Annotated in this window: 16 protein-coding genes; 3 read left to right on the top strand and 13 right to left on the bottom strand. The window is 73.0% G+C overall.

Going from position 1 to position 14,487, the window contains the following annotated elements:
* Nucleotides 1-12: 12 nt before the first annotated feature.
* The 8 genes from KV394_RS10745 to KV394_RS10710 form a co-directional block, all read right to left on the bottom strand.
* Nucleotides 13-1,329 carry a S8 family serine peptidase gene (locus KV394_RS10745; RefSeq protein WP_247981423.1) on the bottom strand — a complete coding sequence of 439 codons (1,317 nt, stop codon included), beginning with the start codon at nucleotides 1,327-1,329 and terminating at the stop codon, nucleotides 13-15.
* Nucleotides 1,326-1,865 carry a DUF501 domain-containing protein gene (locus tag KV394_RS10740; RefSeq protein ID WP_136033433.1) on the bottom strand — a complete coding sequence of 180 codons (540 nt, stop codon included), beginning with the start codon at nucleotides 1,863-1,865 and terminating at the stop codon, nucleotides 1,326-1,328. Before KV394_RS10740 ends, KV394_RS10745 begins: the two co-directional genes overlap by 4 nt.
* 47 nt (nucleotides 1,866-1,912) lie before the next feature.
* Complete coding sequence (locus tag KV394_RS10735) at nucleotides 1,913-2,479, bottom strand: FtsB family cell division protein (protein ID WP_240753287.1); 567 nt, start codon at nucleotides 2,477-2,479, stop codon at nucleotides 1,913-1,915.
* A 75-nt stretch (nucleotides 2,480-2,554) separates the two neighbouring features.
* Complete coding sequence (gene eno / locus KV394_RS10730; protein WP_136033431.1) at nucleotides 2,555-3,835, bottom strand: phosphopyruvate hydratase; 1,281 nt, start codon at nucleotides 3,833-3,835, stop codon at nucleotides 2,555-2,557.
* Nucleotides 3,836-3,961: 126 nt separating this feature from the next.
* Nucleotides 3,962-4,621: an O-methyltransferase gene (locus KV394_RS10725; protein ID WP_136046233.1), complete on the bottom strand. Its 660-nt coding sequence runs from the start codon at nucleotides 4,619-4,621 to the stop codon at nucleotides 3,962-3,964.
* Between the two features lie 4 nt (nucleotides 4,622-4,625).
* Nucleotides 4,626-5,618 (bottom strand): CPBP family intramembrane glutamic endopeptidase, encoded by a 993-nt coding sequence (locus tag KV394_RS10720; RefSeq protein WP_247981422.1) that lies wholly within the window; start codon nucleotides 5,616-5,618, stop codon nucleotides 4,626-4,628.
* Nucleotides 5,615-6,685 (bottom strand): DUF1648 domain-containing protein, encoded by a 1,071-nt coding sequence (locus tag KV394_RS10715; protein ID WP_247981421.1) that lies wholly within the window; start codon nucleotides 6,683-6,685, stop codon nucleotides 5,615-5,617. The genes KV394_RS10720 and KV394_RS10715 overlap by 4 nt, the downstream gene beginning before the upstream one ends.
* On the bottom strand, nucleotides 6,682-7,137 hold the full coding sequence (locus KV394_RS10710) for a GntR family transcriptional regulator (RefSeq protein ID WP_407665440.1): 456 nt from the start codon (nucleotides 7,135-7,137) through the stop codon (nucleotides 6,682-6,684). Before KV394_RS10710 ends, KV394_RS10715 begins: the two co-directional genes overlap by 4 nt.
* A 100-nt stretch (nucleotides 7,138-7,237) precedes the next feature.
* Between KV394_RS10710 and KV394_RS10705 the strand changes: the two genes are divergently transcribed.
* Together KV394_RS10705 and KV394_RS10700 are read left to right on the top strand one after the other, a co-directional pair.
* On the top strand, nucleotides 7,238-7,708 hold the full coding sequence (locus KV394_RS10705) for a PaaI family thioesterase (RefSeq protein ID WP_247981420.1): 471 nt from the start codon (nucleotides 7,238-7,240) through the stop codon (nucleotides 7,706-7,708).
* Between the two features lie 41 nt (nucleotides 7,709-7,749).
* Entirely contained in the window at nucleotides 7,750-9,006 is a 1,257-nt protein-coding gene (locus tag KV394_RS10700; RefSeq protein WP_282187125.1) for an APC family permease, read from the top strand.
* Here the strand turns inward: KV394_RS10700 and KV394_RS10695 are convergent.
* Complete coding sequence (locus KV394_RS10695; RefSeq protein WP_247981419.1) at nucleotides 8,982-9,761, bottom strand: AraC family transcriptional regulator; 780 nt, start codon at nucleotides 9,759-9,761, stop codon at nucleotides 8,982-8,984. The genes KV394_RS10700 and KV394_RS10695 overlap by 25 nt on opposite strands.
* Before the next feature lie 95 nt (nucleotides 9,762-9,856).
* Between KV394_RS10695 and KV394_RS10690 the strand changes: the two genes are divergently transcribed.
* Nucleotides 9,857-10,393 carry a VOC family protein gene (locus tag KV394_RS10690; RefSeq protein ID WP_136033413.1) on the top strand — a complete coding sequence of 179 codons (537 nt, stop codon included), beginning with the start codon at nucleotides 9,857-9,859 and terminating at the stop codon, nucleotides 10,391-10,393.
* On the opposite strand, the gene KV394_RS10685 is transcribed toward KV394_RS10690, so the two are convergent.
* The 4 genes from KV394_RS10685 to nhaA form a co-directional block, all read right to left on the bottom strand.
* Complete coding sequence (locus tag KV394_RS10685) at nucleotides 10,365-11,168, bottom strand: SGNH/GDSL hydrolase family protein (RefSeq protein WP_247981418.1); 804 nt, start codon at nucleotides 11,166-11,168, stop codon at nucleotides 10,365-10,367. The two genes, KV394_RS10690 and KV394_RS10685, sit on opposite strands and share 29 nt — an antisense overlap.
* A gap of 55 nt (nucleotides 11,169-11,223) precedes the next feature.
* Nucleotides 11,224-12,486 carry a histidine--tRNA ligase gene (gene hisS, locus KV394_RS10680; RefSeq protein WP_240745298.1) on the bottom strand — a complete coding sequence of 421 codons (1,263 nt, stop codon included), beginning with the start codon at nucleotides 12,484-12,486 and terminating at the stop codon, nucleotides 11,224-11,226.
* Between the two features lie 69 nt (nucleotides 12,487-12,555).
* Complete coding sequence (locus KV394_RS10675) at nucleotides 12,556-13,221, bottom strand: MazG family protein (protein WP_247981417.1); 666 nt, start codon at nucleotides 13,219-13,221, stop codon at nucleotides 12,556-12,558.
* On the bottom strand, nucleotides 13,218-14,423 hold the full coding sequence (gene nhaA, locus KV394_RS10670) for a Na+/H+ antiporter NhaA (protein ID WP_136044974.1): 1,206 nt from the start codon (nucleotides 14,421-14,423) through the stop codon (nucleotides 13,218-13,220). Before nhaA ends, KV394_RS10675 begins: the two co-directional genes overlap by 4 nt.
* Nucleotides 14,424-14,487 lie beyond the last annotated feature (64 nt).

Here is a 14,487-nt window from a genome sequence, read left to right as displayed (position 1 = left end):
GGCACAGAAGAACTACTCCTCGGAGTCGGGATTGTGGCGTACGGGAACGCGCGCCGATCGGATGCGCCGGGCAGCTGCGGTGACGCCAAGCGCTATCAGGATACCAGGCACCGTGAGTGCGACGAGCGGCAGGGTACCGTAGCGCAGTGATTCGGCGCTGGGAAGCAGCGGTGAGCCGGCCTCGCTCGGCTGATCCGCATCGGGAAGCGGAGGCACGGCGACCGGGGTCAGCTCGGGCTGCGGCGCCGGCTCGCTCTCGGCTCGGCGGAACAGCCGGATCCACTCCGCCAGGTCGCCCATCGGGTTCGTGTCGACCGCGGGAAGGGTGGCCGAGATCGCCGCGGCAGCATCGACTAGCCCGTAGCCGTAGAGCGGATCGCGGGGCTTCTGCGCATCGGGTACGGGTATCGCCGTCTTGATGATGCGGTTGATCACGTCGTTCGCGGAGATGTCGGGATGTGCCGACCGGATGAGCGCGGCGATCCCCGCCACGATCGGTGCCGCACCGCTCGTGCCGTTCCACTTGACGACTTCCCCGTCGGCCGAGACACCGAGCAGGCCCTCACTGGGCGCCGAGATCCCGATCGTGATGCCCTGCGTCGACGCCTCGATGCTCGCGGTGCCCGTCTGATCGACACCGCCCACCGTGAGCACACCGGGGATCGTGGCGGGAGCGCCGATGATGTTCGTGCCGCTCCCCCGGTTGCCCGCCGCGACGACCACGACCACGTCGTGCTCGAACGCGTAGAGGAACGCGTCGTCCCAGCTCTCGTCCCAGTCCAGGGTGTTGGTGGTGAAGGAGAGATTGATGATGTCGGCCCCGTTGTCCACCGCCCACCGCATCGCCTTCGCCACCTGCTCCGTGAAGGGCACGGCGGCCGCCGCGCCGAAGCCCACGGACACCGACAGCAGCTTGGCCTCCGGGGCGACGCCGATCATGCCGGTGCCGTCGGGGGCGCCGCGACCGGCGGCGAGGGACGCCACCCAGGACCCGTGGTTGCCGTCGATCGCGCCCAGCGGCGTCCGTCCATCCGGCGTCCCCGTGCCGGAGACGTCCGTGCCGCCGACCACCGCGTCGCCGAAGGTCTGCGGGACCTTGCCGATGCCTGTGTCGATCACCGCGATGGTCGTCCCCTCGCCGCGCGTCGTCTGCCACGCCTCGCGGATCCGCGCGCCGTCGAGCCAGTACTCCGCCGCGCGCACCGGGTCGGCGGGGTCGTCCGGGATCGGCGGCGGCGTCGCCGCCGTCGCGCTCGACCCCAGCAGCAGCACCGTCGTCGCCACCGCGGCGGCGGCGACCACGCTGCGCAGCATCCGCCGTCCGGTCATGCCGACCGCGCCGCCTCGCGCACAGCCGCACCGGGGTCCTCGCAGCGGCAGACCTCGGGCGACCACGACGAGCGCTCGAGCGCCGCGTCGCCGATCGGGTTCACACCGGGGCCGGCCGCGAGGGCGTGCCCGGCGAGAGCGTGCAGGCACTTGACGCGGGTGGGCATGCCGCCCGCCGAGATGCCGTCGATCTCCGGAACCTCACCGAACTGCGCGCGATCGGCCAGGTACGCGTCGTGCGCCGCGCGATACGCCTCGGCGACCTCCGCATCGTCGTCCAGCAGAGCGGCGAGCTCCGGCATCACATGCGTGGCCTCGAGCGTCGACATGGCCGCGGTCGCCGCGGGATGGGTCAGGTAGTAGAACGTGGGGAACGGCGTCCCGTCCGGAAGCCGCGGCGTGGTGGCGACCACCGTCGGGTTGCCGCAGCGGCACCGCGCCGCGATCCCGACCACTCCCCGCGCGGGGCGGCCGAGCTGCGCGGACACGACGGCGAGTTCGGCGGGCGTGGGGGCGGGGAACGGGGGCGTCGTCACCACACCAGCGTAGGGGAGGCTCCAGGGAGGATGCTCGGAGCGGAAGCTCAGCGGGTGACGGCCACGGTGTCGCTGAGGCCGGCGGACACGAGCGTGCGCAGCAGCTGCGGCATCCAGTCCGCGGGGCGCTCCTCCAGGGTGTCGCTCACCGGTTCCTGCTCCCGCGGCAGCGCCGACGGATCGAGGTCGTTGTCGATCAGGTACACGACCTCGCCGGGCTTGACGTAATACAGGCGCTCGCGCGCCTGGGTCGTGATGTAGGCGGGATCGTCCCACCGATCGCGCTCGGCGGAGAGCGCGGCGATCTCGGCCTCGCTGACCTGCACCGAGGCCTCCAGCGCCGCGATCTTCTGCCGCTGGTCGATGAACGTCCCGAGCGTGGGGACCAGCACCCAGGCGCCGAGCACCACGAGCGACAGCATGATCGCAGAGAACGCGGACAGTCGGATCCCCGACGCCCACTCCCGCACGTCCACCCGCGGCGCGGCGCCCTCCGCGCTCCGTGGCGCTCGACGCCCCGGCTTCGCGGACGGTGCCGGCCGTGCGGTCTTGGCCGTCGCGGGGCGCGGAGACGCGTTCGACGACGACGAAGGAGGAGCCGGTCGTCGTGCCACGGCTCCTCCTCCGTCATGCCGCTTCGGCGGCGTCGTCCTGCCGCGGCTCACGCGGCTCTGTCACTGTGTGTGCGCTCAGGCCCGGTAGCGCGGGAACGCAGAGCGGCCGGCGAAGACCGCGGCGTCGCCGAGCTCCTCCTCGATGCGCAGCAGCTGGTTGTACTTCGCGACGCGCTCGCTGCGCGCCGGGGCACCCGCCTTGATCTGACCCGCGTTCGTGGCGACCACGAGGTCGGCGATCGTGGTGTCCTCCGTCTCGCCGGAGCGGTGCGACAGCATGGCCGTGTAGCCGGAGCGCTGCGCCAGGCTGACCGCGTCGAACGTCTCGGTGAGCGTGCCGATCTGGTTGACCTTCACCAGCAGCGAGTTGGCCACGCCGCGGGCGATGCCGTCGGCGAGACGCTGCGGGTTGGTGACGAACAGGTCGTCGCCGACCAGCTGCACCTTCGAGCCGAGCGCCTCGGTGAGGTGCTTCCAGTTGTCCCAGTCGTCTTCGGCGAGTGCGTCTTCGATGGTGACGATCGGGAAGTCGTTCACCAGGCCGACGTAGTACTCGGTCAGCGCCGCGGCGTCCCAGTCCTTGTTGTCGAGGCGGTACACGCCGTCGTTGAAGAACTCGGTGGCGGCGACGTCGAGGCCCAGCGCGATGTCGGTGCCCGGGGTGAACCCGGCCTTCTCGATGGCCTTGACCAGGAAGTCGAGGCCCTCGCGGTTGCTGGGCAGGTCGGGGGCGAAGCCGCCCTCGTCGCCGAGGCCCGTGGCGTAGCCGGCGGCCTTCAGCTCGGCACGCAGCACGTGGTACGTCTCGACGCCCCAGCGCAGTGCCTCGGAGTAGGTCTCGGCGCCGATCGGAGCGAGGAAGAACTCCTGCATGTCGATGCCGTTGTCGGCGTGCTCGCCGCCGTTGATCACGTTGAACAGCGGCACGGGCAGCACGTGCGCGTTGGGGCCGCCCAGGTAGCGGAACAGCGGGAGGTCTGCGGAGTCGGCGGCGGCCTTCGCGACCGCAAGGCTGACGCCGAGGATGGCGTTCGCGCCGACGCGCTTCTTGTTCTCGGTGCCGTCGACCTCGATCAGGATCTCGTCGACGATGCGCTGCTCGCTCGCCTCCACGCCCTCGAGCGCCGGGCCGAGCTCGTCGATCACGGCCTCGACGGCCTTGCGCACGCCCTTGCCCCCGTAGCGGCTCTTGTCGCCGTCGCGCAGCTCGTACGCCTCGAAGGCGCCGGTCGACGCACCGGACGGCACGGCCGCACGCTGCACGATGCCGTCGTCGAGGAGCACCTCCACCTCGACGGTCGGGTTTCCGCGCGAGTCGAGAATCTCGCGTGCGCCTACAGCCTCGATCAGTGCCACTGATGTGCTCCTTGCTCAGGGAAAAGGTTGTGTGGAGCGTCGTCGATCCGCGCCCCAGTCTAGCCCCGGGCTCGGACGGCGCCGGGGTGACAGGCGGCGCCGGGTGGATGCCGCGCGCGGGCCGGGTCAGACCACGAGGGCCAGTGCGACGCCGTCCCAGCCCTTCAGCCCCACGGTCTGCAGCGCGGTCGCATCGAACCGCGGGTCCTCCCCCAGCATCCGCAGGCCCTCCCTGGTGCCGATGACCTTCGGATCGGTCGAGTCCTCGCGCACGATCTCACCGTCGCGGCCGATGTTGTCGAGCACGACCACGGTGCCGGGATGACCGAGCCGCGCGGCCCAGTCCAGGTACACGGTGTTGGACTCCTTGTCGGCGTCGATGAACACCAGGTCGAACCCGCCCACCAGCGTCGGGAGCACGTCGGCGCCGCGGCCGATGCGGATGTCCACCCGTTCGCCGACACCGGCCGCATCGAGGCTCGCCCTGGCCACCGCGGCGTTGTCCGCCTCGGCCTCGACCGTCACGACCCGTCCCTCCTCTCCCACGGCGCGTGCGAGCCAGATCGTGGAGTAGCCGCCGAGTGTGCCGATCTCCAGCACCCGCCGCGCCCCGCTCAACCGCACCAGCAGGTTCAGCAGCTTGCCCGCCAGGGGCGCGACCTCGATCTCGGGCAGCCCGGCGGCCCGTTGGGCGGCGAGCGCCGCGTCGAGCGCGGGATCGGGCTCCAGGAGCTGCTCGGCGAGGAAGGTGTCGGCGTCGGCCCAGGCGGCGGGGGTGGAGTCCATGCGCTCAGCCAACCCCCGGCGCACGCGGCGCGTCAAGCGTCGCCGCCGCTGCTCCGGCTCGCCGCGGCGCGAGCGGCGGCTGCACCCGGAACTGCCCGGTCAGCAGCAGCACGAGGATCACCACCGCCGCGACCAGCCAGGCCGCGACACCCAGCGGTCCCGCCAGCGCGAGGTCGGGCTGTGTCGCGGCGAACAGCACCACCATCCCGGCCGCGGCGTTCAGCGAACCGTGCGCGACGACCGCCGGCCACACCGACCCGGAGCGCAGGCGCAGCCAGCCGAACAGCACACCCCACGCGACGCACCCGCCGACCATGAACAGCACGCCGGTGACGTCGGTGCGACCGAAGTTGTAGCCGAGCAGGATCACCGGACTGTGCCAGAGACCCCAGATGACACCGCTGAGCAGCAGTGCCGGCCAGGTGCCCAGCGGACGCAGGGCGGGCAGCAGCCACCCGCGCCACCCCAGTTCCTCACCGAACGCGAACCCCGCGTTGACCAGCGCGCCGAGCGGGATCATCGCGAGCTGCGCGAACACCACGACCTCGACCGGCGGCATCGGCGTGCCGGCGGGGAGCGCCCGTGCCAGCTCGGCCGCGAACGCCCCGGACGTCGGGTCGAGCCGCACCCAGCCGAGGGCGGCGGAGACCAGGATGCCGAGCGCCACCAGCAGCGGGGGGATCAGCCACGCCGCGACCAGGAGCCACACGACGCGCTTCGCCGGGCGCAGCGGCCAGAGCCCCAGGAAGCCCAGGCGCGCACCCGGCCTGGGCACCCGCATCACGAACACCACGAGCAGCGTCGCGAGGGCGGGCGTCAGCATCATGGCCGGCAGCAGGAGCGTCGAGATCGGCTCAGCGAGCCCCGCACCCAGCCAGAGCGGCAGGGCGACCAGCCAGGCGAGCCCGCAGGCTGTCGCGATGAACACGAGCACCGCGGCCCACGGCACGCGCGTCACGGCTCCCTCCGCGTCGCGCGTCGTGTCGTCGACGGTCATCGTCCACTCCTCTCGGTCGCCCCGTCGGGCCCTCCCCCGTGGTCCGTCCGCGCGGCGGCCTGATCGACGTAGGCCTGCAGCAGTGCCGCGGCCTCCGCCGCCCCGTCGATCGTCACGATGAACGGTCCGTGGTCGCGGCGCGCCACCTCGATCGCGGAGCCCTGTCGCATCACGATGCCGCTGCGGCCGTCCGGCGAGAAGCGCCACCCCCATCCGCCGAACTCCCCGAACGGCGAGACGGTCACGGCTCGCGCGGACACGATGCGGTCGACCGGGATGCGCTGACGCGGCCAGCCGAGCGGAGCCTGCGCCGTGAGGCCCTCGGGTGTCACACGGACCCGGAACGACGCCGTCGCGGCCACGGCGAACGCCACCACCACGGTCACCAGGACCGCGATCCACGCCCCGGTGATGCCGCCCGCGAGCATCCACACCGCCAGCGCGGTCAGCCCGAGGAGGACGACCAGAAGGAAGGCCAGGGCCCCGCGGGGCATGGTCGTGGTGCCCACCCAGACCACCCGTTCCCCGTCGGCCACCCGCACGACGTGCCGCGGCTCGAGCGTGCGCCCGGGCTCGGGCCTCACCCTGGGCTGAATGAGCCAGGCGACACCTCCGGTGACGAGGAGAGCGGCGAACGCGAGCGCCGTCATGACGCCGATGCCCGGGACCTCGGCGATCGACGCGAGGTCGCGCTGGATCCACAGCGACCCGAGGCTCAGCACCGCCGCGAACCCGGACATGCCGGCCGCGAGCGCACCCATCAGCCGGGCGGCTCCGCCCCAGTGCGCAGCCACCGCGGCGAGCGTGGTCGCGGCCATCAGGAGCGGGAGGCCGAGCCCGACACCGAGGAGCAGCCAGAGGTAGACGATCGGGGCACCGAAGCGGTCGGCGCCGTCGAGACCCCAGTGCACCGCGACGGTGCCGGGGAGCGAGGGCAGCCAGGACAGCAGCACCGCGGCGGCGATGGCCGTGATGACCACGGGTACGGCGACCGCGACCAGGACGAAGAGGAGGCGCGCCCGCCGCAGCAGCGCGGGCGGCGTGCGGGTGAGGTCGTGGGTCGTCATGGCGAATCCTCCTCTGTGGTGCGCGGTGTGGTGCGCGGTGTGGTGCGCGGTGTGGTGCGCGGTGTGGTCCGCTGTGCGGCGCGGGCGCTCCGGTCGTCGACGGGAGCGCGGTGGGTGCGGACGATGCCGGCGAGCGTCTCGGCGGAGACCCCCACCGCGGCGGCACGACGGACGAGTCCGTCGATCTCGTGCGCGAGCTCGACCAGCGGGGCCGCAGAGGCCGCGATCACCGCGCCCCTGCCGCGCCGGAGGTCGACGAGACCCTCGTCGCGCAGCCGCTGGTAGGCGTGCAGCACCGTGTGCTGGTTGATGTCGAGCGCAGTCGCGACGTCGCGCGCCGCGGGCAGCCGGTCGCCCGGAGTGAGCGCGCCCGCCAGGATGTCCGCCCGGATGGACGCGGCGACCTGGTCGTACAGCGCGTGCGGACTGTCGACGTCGACGCGGATCAGCATGGCGACCTCCTATCGCTACTTATTCTATGTCAACTAGAACAACTGTGCCAACCCTCCAGACGTCTTCGCCGGTCGCCGCCGCATCCTCCACACTGACCTCATGCGCATCACCCCCCGCCGCCTCGCGGTCGGCATGAGCCTGTGGATCCCGAACCTGTTCAGCGGCATCCGCGTGCGCCGGTTCAGCGAGGACTGGACCCACGCGACCGTCGAGCTGCACGTCAACGTCTTCACCCGCAACTACGTCAAGACGGCGTTCGGCGGCTCCATGTCGGCCATGACCGACCCGTACTTCTTCATGCTCGTGATGCACCAGCTCGGGCGCGACTACGTGGTGTGGGACACCCGCGGCGAGATCGAGTTCATCAAGCCGGGACGCGGCGTGCTCACGGCCGAGTTCTCGGTGCCGCGGGAGAAGGCGGAGGAGCTGCGGCAGCGCGCCCACGGCGGCGGCAAGGTGCTCGAGTGGTTCGAGACCGTGATCACCGACCGCGACGGCGACACCGTGGCGAGGGTGCGGCGCCAGGTGTACATCCGCGAGAAGAAGCGCGTCACCGCCGCCCGCCGCTGACGCGACACCGGCCGTTCACCGGCACGTGGGACGATGGCCGCGTGCCCCTCGCCCGACGCCTGACCCTCGCCGACGCCGTCGCGATCGGCCTCGGCTCGATGATCGGCGCCGGCGTGTTCGCCGTGTGGGCCCCGGCCATCGGCGTCGCGGGCAGCGGCATCCTGATCGCCCTCGCGATCGCCGCCGTCGTGGCCTACTGCAACGCCACCGCGTCGGCACAGCTCGCCGCCGTCCACCCGGTCGCGGGCGGCACGTACGCCTACGCGCGCGCCGAGATCGGCCCGTGGTGGGGCTTCGTCGCCGGCTGGAGCTTCGTGATCGGCAAGATCGCGAGCTGCGCGGCCATGGCGATGACGTTCGCCGCCTACGCCGTCCCGCCCGCCTGGCAGACGCCGGTCGCGGTGCTCGCCGTCGCGGCGCTCGCGGTCGTCAACTGCTTCGGCGTCACCCGCACCGCGCTGCTGACCCGGATCCTCGTCGCCTGCTCCCTGCTCGGCCTCGCGGTCGTGGTGATCCTCGGGCTCGGCGCCGCTCCCACCTCGACCCCCGCCCCGCTGCCCGACGCGACCGCGTACGGCGTGCTCCAGGGAGCCGGGCTGCTGTTCTTCGCATTCGCCGGCTACGCCCGGATCGCGACGATGGGCGAGGAGGTCACCGACCCCGCGCGCACGATCCCCCGCGCGATCGCCCTGGCCCTCGGCGGCGCCGTGGTCGTCTATGCGCTGGTCGGCCTCACCGTGGTGCTGGTGCTCGGCGCCGATGTGCAGGGCGCGACCGCGCCGCTGGCGGACGTGCTCGTCGCCGCCGGCTGGTCGTGGGCGACGCCCCTGGTGCGGATCGCCGCGGCGGCCGCGTCCCTCGGGGCACTCCTGGCGCTGCTCACCGGCATCGGACGCACGGTGCTCGCGATGGCCAGGGAGGGCGACCTGCCGCGGTTCCTGTCCCGCATCGACGCCCGGCATCAGGTGCCCCAGCGCGCGGAACTCGTGCTCGCGGCGCTCGTGATCGCGCTGGTGCTGACGGCCGACCTGCGCACCGCGATCGGCTTCTCCTCGTTCGGGGTGCTGCTCTACTACCTGATCGCCAATGCCGCGGCCTTCCGTCAGCGCGGTGCCGCCCGACGGTCGCCGCGCGCGCTCCAGGTGGTCGGCGCGCTCGGCTGCCTGGTGCTCGTGAACACGCTGCCCGTGGCGGCGTCCCTCATCGGAACGGCCGTGGTCGTCGCCGGGGTGGCCTATCGACTCGTGCGGCTGCGGCTCGAACGGCGCGCCGATCACTCCCGCAGCGCGGAACGGTAGCCCCGCGGAGCGATGCCCAGCACGGCCCGGAAGTCCCGGGTCAGATGCGCGTGGTCGGCGTACCCGAGCTCGGCCGCGAGCGACGCCAGGTCGACCGCGGGCTCATCGCGCACGCGCTGCGCGGCCTCCTGCAACCGTCGGCGACGGATCATGGCCGCGGGCGACAGCCCCACGTGCCGTCGGGTGAGGCGCTGCAGGGTGCGCACCGACACCGCCAGGCGCGTCGCGGCCTCCTCGGGGGTCAGCGCCGCCCCGTCGCCGAACAGGGCGTCGAACACGGCGTTCGCGCCTCGGGCATCGTCGTCGTCCGCCGGCGCGTTCGCCACGAGCCAGCGGGAGAACGCCGCGACCGCGCGCTCCCGGTGCCCCTCCCCCGTCGACATCGCCGCCGACACCCCGTCGTGCAGCTCCGGTGCCGCGACCGCGCGGGCGGTGTCGACGAGGGCTGCCGGATCGGGCTCGAGCGCGGGCACCGCGGCCGGACGCAGGAGGGCGCCGACGGCCCAGCCGCGCCCGCTCAGGTCGCGGTGGAACAGGCGGGTGGTCGCGCCGGACAGCGTAACGGCGTCGGGCTCGACCACGAGGTTGAGCGCCGGATACGACACCACCTCCTGCCGGGAGGAGCGTCCGGGCTCGATGTCCCACTCCGGGATCCAGAACCACGCCACGAGGTGCCGGACCTCGGGCGGAGCGGGCAGGCGGTGGAACTGCGGCAATCGCGCGGGATACAGCACACCCCTGGTCGGATTCACCATGCGCTCAGCGTAGGGGGCACCGCCGACGCGACGCCGTGGCGCCCGTGTCGCGCATCTTCAAGCGCCCGGCGCGCCGCACGATCTACCGTGGCGACATGACCGATCAGACACCCGCAGACCTGCCCGTCACCGGCGTGACCGGTGCGCACACGACCGACGGCCGCCCGCACGGCGTGACCTCGCTCACCCCGTTCCTCGCGATCCCCGACGCCGCCGGTGCGCTCGCGTTCTACCGCGACGTGTTCGGAGCCCGCGTGATCGACGTGACCGAGTTCGGCGACGTCGTGGCCCACGCCGACCTCGACTTCGGCACCGGTCGACTGCAACTGGGCGAGCCCAGTCCCGACTACCACCTCGTGCCGCCGCCCGCCGGCGACGACGCCTGCTATTCCCTCGGCCTCTACGTGCCCGACGTCGATGCCGTGGTCGAGCGCGCCGTGGCCGCCGGTGCCACCGTGCGCGAGCCCGCGATGCACTTCGTGTCGGGCGACCGCTTCGCCAGCATCCGCGACCCCTTCGGCGTGCGATGGTCGATCATGACCAGGGTCGAAGACCTCTCGGACGAGGAGAGCGCGCGCCGCGTCGCCGAATGGGCGGCGTCGTTCAGCGCGGGGCAGGCCGACGCGAGCTGAGCGCGACGACGGTCGCCCGCTGCACGGCGGGGAGCAGCGCCTCCGCGGTGCGCCGGTAGCCGAGCGGGCTCGGGTGAAACCGGTCGAGGCTGAACATCGCCTCCGGCTCGTCGAAGAACAGCGGCCCCACGGCGCGGCGCAGATCGACCGGCTCGGCCCCCGCGCGGCGGGCCGCCTCCGCCTGCACGGCGGCGAGCCGACGCGACAGGCTTGAGGCGATGCGGCGCAGCGGCTGCGGCACCGCGCGGAGCGCCCCCAGATCCGGGCAGGTGCCCACCACGACCCCGGCGCCGAGGACGCGCAGCCGCCGCACCGCGTCTTCCAGGTGCCGCGCGGACTCGGCGACCGGCAGGCGATGCGTCACGTCGTTCCCGCCCACCACGACCACCGCGACGTGCGGACGGTACCCGGGCGGCAACGCGTCCAGCTGCGTCGCGAGGTCGCGCGACTCCGCGCCGACCCTCGCCACCGTACGCAGGCGCACGGGACGCCCCAGACCACGCGCGAGCGCCTTGGCGAGTCGTCCGCCCAGGGTCTGCTTGGGGCGCTGCGCCCCCAGCCCCGCCGCGAGCGAGTCTCCCACCAGCAGCAGGTCGAGCGGGGCGCCGTCGAGCCCCGGCCGCCAGAGCCGGTCGGCATCGAGCGACACCTCCCCGAGCGGCTTGCCGATGCGCCGTCGCGCGAGCGCGGCCTGACGGACCAGCACGAGGCGCAGCACCGCGGTCAGCAGGGCGACGGCGGACACGGCGGCGAACACGGGACGGAGGCGACGCACGACCCGATTCGAGTCGACCGCCGTGAACGCCCGGTGAACACCACCGAGCCCCGGATCAGCCGAGCGTCTTGACCTCGAGCTCGTCGGAGCCTGCCCGCACGCTCGCGAAGTGGGTGTAGCCGTCGGCGGCCGCACGCTCCAGCAGCGCCTTGAGGTTCTTGGTGCGCTGCTCGAGCCGCACGCGCGCCCCCCTCGCCACGAGCTCGGCCTTGTGCGCGACCAGCTCGCCCACCGGCACGTCGGCATCGTGGACCAGGACGATCGCCTGCGCCTCGGTGTCGGGGTCGGCGGAGACCAGGTCGACCAGCCGCTCGAACCCGAGCGAGAAGCCCACCGCGGGAACGTCCTGCTTCAGGAACCGGCCGATCATGCCGTCGTAGCGCCCGCCGCCGCCGAGCGAGTACCCGACGGAGGGGTGCGCGAGCTCGAAGATCGTGCCCGTGTAGTACCCCATGCCGCGCACGAGGAACGGGTCGAACACGAGCGGGATCTCGACGTGCTCCGCGACCACGGGGCGTGCGGCCGCCACGGCCTCGCCGATGCCGGTGAGGTGCGCGATGAGCTCATCAGGGACGCCCTCGGGCAGCGCCTTGCGGATCTGCCGCTCCCCGTACGGGTGGTACTCCAGCGTCTGCGGGCGGCGGAGGAACTCCTCGAACGCGGCGACGGCGGTCGCGGTGACCCCGCGCTCGCGCAGCTCGGCCGCGACCCCCTCCGGCCCGATCTTGTCGAGCTTGTCGATCGTGATCAGCACCTGCGGGCGCTCCTCGGTCGTGAAGCCCAGGTGGCCCAGCATCCAGTCGAGCAGGCGGCGGTCGTTGATGCGCACGGTGGCACCCTCGAGCCCCAGCGCGTCGACGGCGTCGAGCGATGCGACGAGCAACTCGGCCTCGGCCCGCCCCGACGCATCCCCGATGATGTCGATGTCGCACTGCACGAACTGGCGGTAGCGGCCCTTCTGCGGCCGCTCGGCCCGCCACACCGGCGCGATCTGCACGGAGCGGAACACACCGGGGAGCTGCCCGCGGTTGCTGGCGTAGAAGCGCGCCAGCGGCACCGTCAGGTCGTAGCGCAGCCCCAGGTCGGACAGCGCGGCGGGGTCGTCGGCCGCGGCGCGGATCGCGTCGGCGTCGAGACCGCGGCGCAGGATCGCGAACGACAGCTTCTCGTTGTCGCCGCCGATGCCCGCGTGCAGCCGCTCGTACTCCTCCACCACGGGCGTCTCGATCTCGTCGAACCCGTGCGCGCGGTAGCGCTCGCGGATCACGGAGAGCACGCGCTCACGGCGGGCCTTGTCGGCGGGGAGGAAGTCGCGCATGCCGCGCGGCGGGTTCACAGTAGCCACCCGTCCATCTTCCCAGGTCGTCGGCGGCACCCGCGCGTCGGGTCAGCCGGCCTCCGCCCCGCGCACCTCGTCCTCCAGCAGCCGCAGCCGCTCGCGCAGCGCCCGCTCGGCATCCCACCCCTCGGCGCGCGCGGTCGCGACCAGCGCCAGGAGCGCGTCGCCGAGCTCCGCCTCGGACGCCGGAGTGGCCGCGACGGGGCTCTGCGACACCGTGACACCGGCCCCCGCGGCCCGGCCGACCAGCTTCTGCGCCAGGGCGAGCGCCGGCATCCCCCGGGGCACGCCGTCGAGCACGCTGCGCCGCGTGCGCTTCTCCGCGGCCTTCGCCGCGTTCCAGTGGATCAGCACCTCCTCCGGCGTGGTGGCGACCTCATCGCCGAACACGTGCGGATGACGGCGCACCATCTTCTCGGTGAGCGTGGCGGCCACGTCGTCGATGTCGAACGGATCGTCGGGGTCCTGCGCGGCGATCGCGGCGTGGAACAGCACCTGCCACAGCAGGTCGCCCAGCTCCTCACGCAGATCGTCGCGGGTGCCGGACTCCACGGCGTCGATCACCTCGTGCGACTCCTCGATCAGGTACGGCACCAGGTCGCGGTGGGTGATGCGCTGCGACCACACGCAGCGCTCGCGCACGGCCCGCATGGTGTCGGCCGCGGCCCGCAGCGCATCCACGTCAGGCCGCGACTCGTCGGCAGACCCGCTCATGCGTCCTCCGCTCCTCGGTCCGATGCGACCCGCTCTCCCGACGGGGCGCCGGCGAGGCGACGGTACCAGCGGGCCCGCAGCGACACGATCACCGCCGAGAGCAGCAGTGCCAGGAGCGAGCCGACCAGCACCCCGAGGATCGCCTGGTCGCGCAGGCCCGCGTCGGCGGCGAACGCGAGGTTCGCGAGCAGCAGCGACACCGTGAAGCCGATGCCGCCGAGCGCTCCCGCCGCGACGATGTCGGCGAAGGGCAGCGCCGGATCGGCTCCCCGCGGGCGGATGCGCATCGCGAACCAGCCGAACACCGTGATGCCGACGATCTTGCCGACCGGGAGGGCCACCACGATGGCCCAGAACGCGGGCGACAGCTCCGTCGGCGCCACCGCGGGGATCACCACGAACGCCGCGACGAATGCGAACACCGGCAGGATCACCCCGTTGACCGTGGGCTCGAGCGCGTGCCGCGTACGGCCGGCGGGCACCGGCGCCATCACCAGCCCCAGCATGACCCCCGCGATCGTGGCGTGCACGCCGGACGACGCCACAAGCGCCCACGTCACCACACCGACCACGGTCATCGCGACCGCGATCAGCGGATGCCCCTTCGCGTGCAGGAGCCGGCTGAGCACCCAGAACACGGCCACACCGACCAGGGCCAGCACGAACAGCAGCCACTGCACGTCGTGCGCGAACAGCACCGCGATGAACACGATGCCGATGATGTCGTCGAGGATCGCGAGCGCCAGCAGGAACACCCGCACGCGCGACGGCAGGCCGCGGCCGAACATCGCCAGCACACCGAGCGCGAAGGCGATGTCGGTCGCGGTGGGGATCGGCCAGCCGGACGCCGTCTCCGGGCCGCCCGCGATCAGCAGGTACACCAGGATGGGGACCAGCACCCCGCCGGTCGCGGCGATCGCCGGCTGCACGGCCTTGCGCGGGGAGTCGAGCTCACCGTGGGTCAGCTCGTGGCGCAGCTCGATCGCGACCACCAGGAAGAACACCGCCAGCAGACCGTCCGAGACCCAGTGCGCGATCGACAGGTCGAGCGCCGTGCCCGGCACCGCGAGGTGCGCGTCCAGCAGCCCCGCGATCGCGTCGTGGGTGGGCAGGTTCGCGAGGAGGAGCCCCAGTCCGGCCGCGACGAGCAGGAGGACGGCGGGGAACTGCTGACCGCGGAGGGGGTTCGCTGTGATGCGCATCGCCTCCATCGTAGGCGGCGGTGTCCTCCGGCCGTCATGCGTGCAAGAGGCGTTCTCACCCCGG

It is taken from the genome of Microbacterium sufflavum (genome assembly GCF_023101165.1).
Lineage (GTDB): Bacteria > Actinomycetota > Actinomycetes > Actinomycetales > Microbacteriaceae > Microbacterium > Microbacterium sufflavum.
This window is presented reverse-complemented; position numbering and strand designations above follow the sequence as displayed.

What these genes read in the sequence shown, in the direction of transcription:
- nhaA (WP_136044974.1), bottom strand. Translation starts at nt 14,423, where the DNA reads ATGCGCATCACAGCGAACCCCCTCCGCGGTCAGCAGTTCCCCGCCGTC.
- KV394_RS10695 (WP_247981419.1), bottom strand. Translation starts at nt 9,761, where the DNA reads ATGGTGAATCCGACCAGGGGTGTGCTGTATCCCGCGCGATTGCCGCAG.
- KV394_RS10675 (WP_247981417.1), bottom strand. Translation starts at nt 13,221, where the DNA reads ATGAGCGGGTCTGCCGACGAGTCGCGGCCTGACGTGGATGCGCTGCGG.
- KV394_RS10710 (WP_407665440.1), bottom strand. Translation starts at nt 7,137, where the DNA reads ATGCTGATCCGCGTCGACGTCGACAGTCCGCACGCGCTGTACGACCAG.
- hisS (WP_240745298.1), bottom strand. Translation starts at nt 12,486, where the DNA reads ATGCGCGACTTCCTCCCCGCCGACAAGGCCCGCCGTGAGCGCGTGCTC.
- KV394_RS10720 (WP_247981422.1), bottom strand. Translation starts at nt 5,618, where the DNA reads ATGACCGTCGACGACACGACGCGCGACGCGGAGGGAGCCGTGACGCGC.
- KV394_RS10745 (WP_247981423.1), bottom strand. Translation starts at nt 1,329, where the DNA reads ATGACCGGACGGCGGATGCTGCGCAGCGTGGTCGCCGCCGCCGCGGTG.
- KV394_RS10705 (WP_247981420.1), top strand. Translation starts at nt 7,238, where the DNA reads ATGCGCATCACCCCCCGCCGCCTCGCGGTCGGCATGAGCCTGTGGATC.
- KV394_RS10715 (WP_247981421.1), bottom strand. Translation starts at nt 6,685, where the DNA reads ATGACGACCCACGACCTCACCCGCACGCCGCCCGCGCTGCTGCGGCGG.
- KV394_RS10725 (WP_136046233.1), bottom strand. Translation starts at nt 4,621, where the DNA reads ATGGACTCCACCCCCGCCGCCTGGGCCGACGCCGACACCTTCCTCGCC.
- KV394_RS10690 (WP_136033413.1), top strand. Translation starts at nt 9,857, where the DNA reads ATGACCGATCAGACACCCGCAGACCTGCCCGTCACCGGCGTGACCGGT.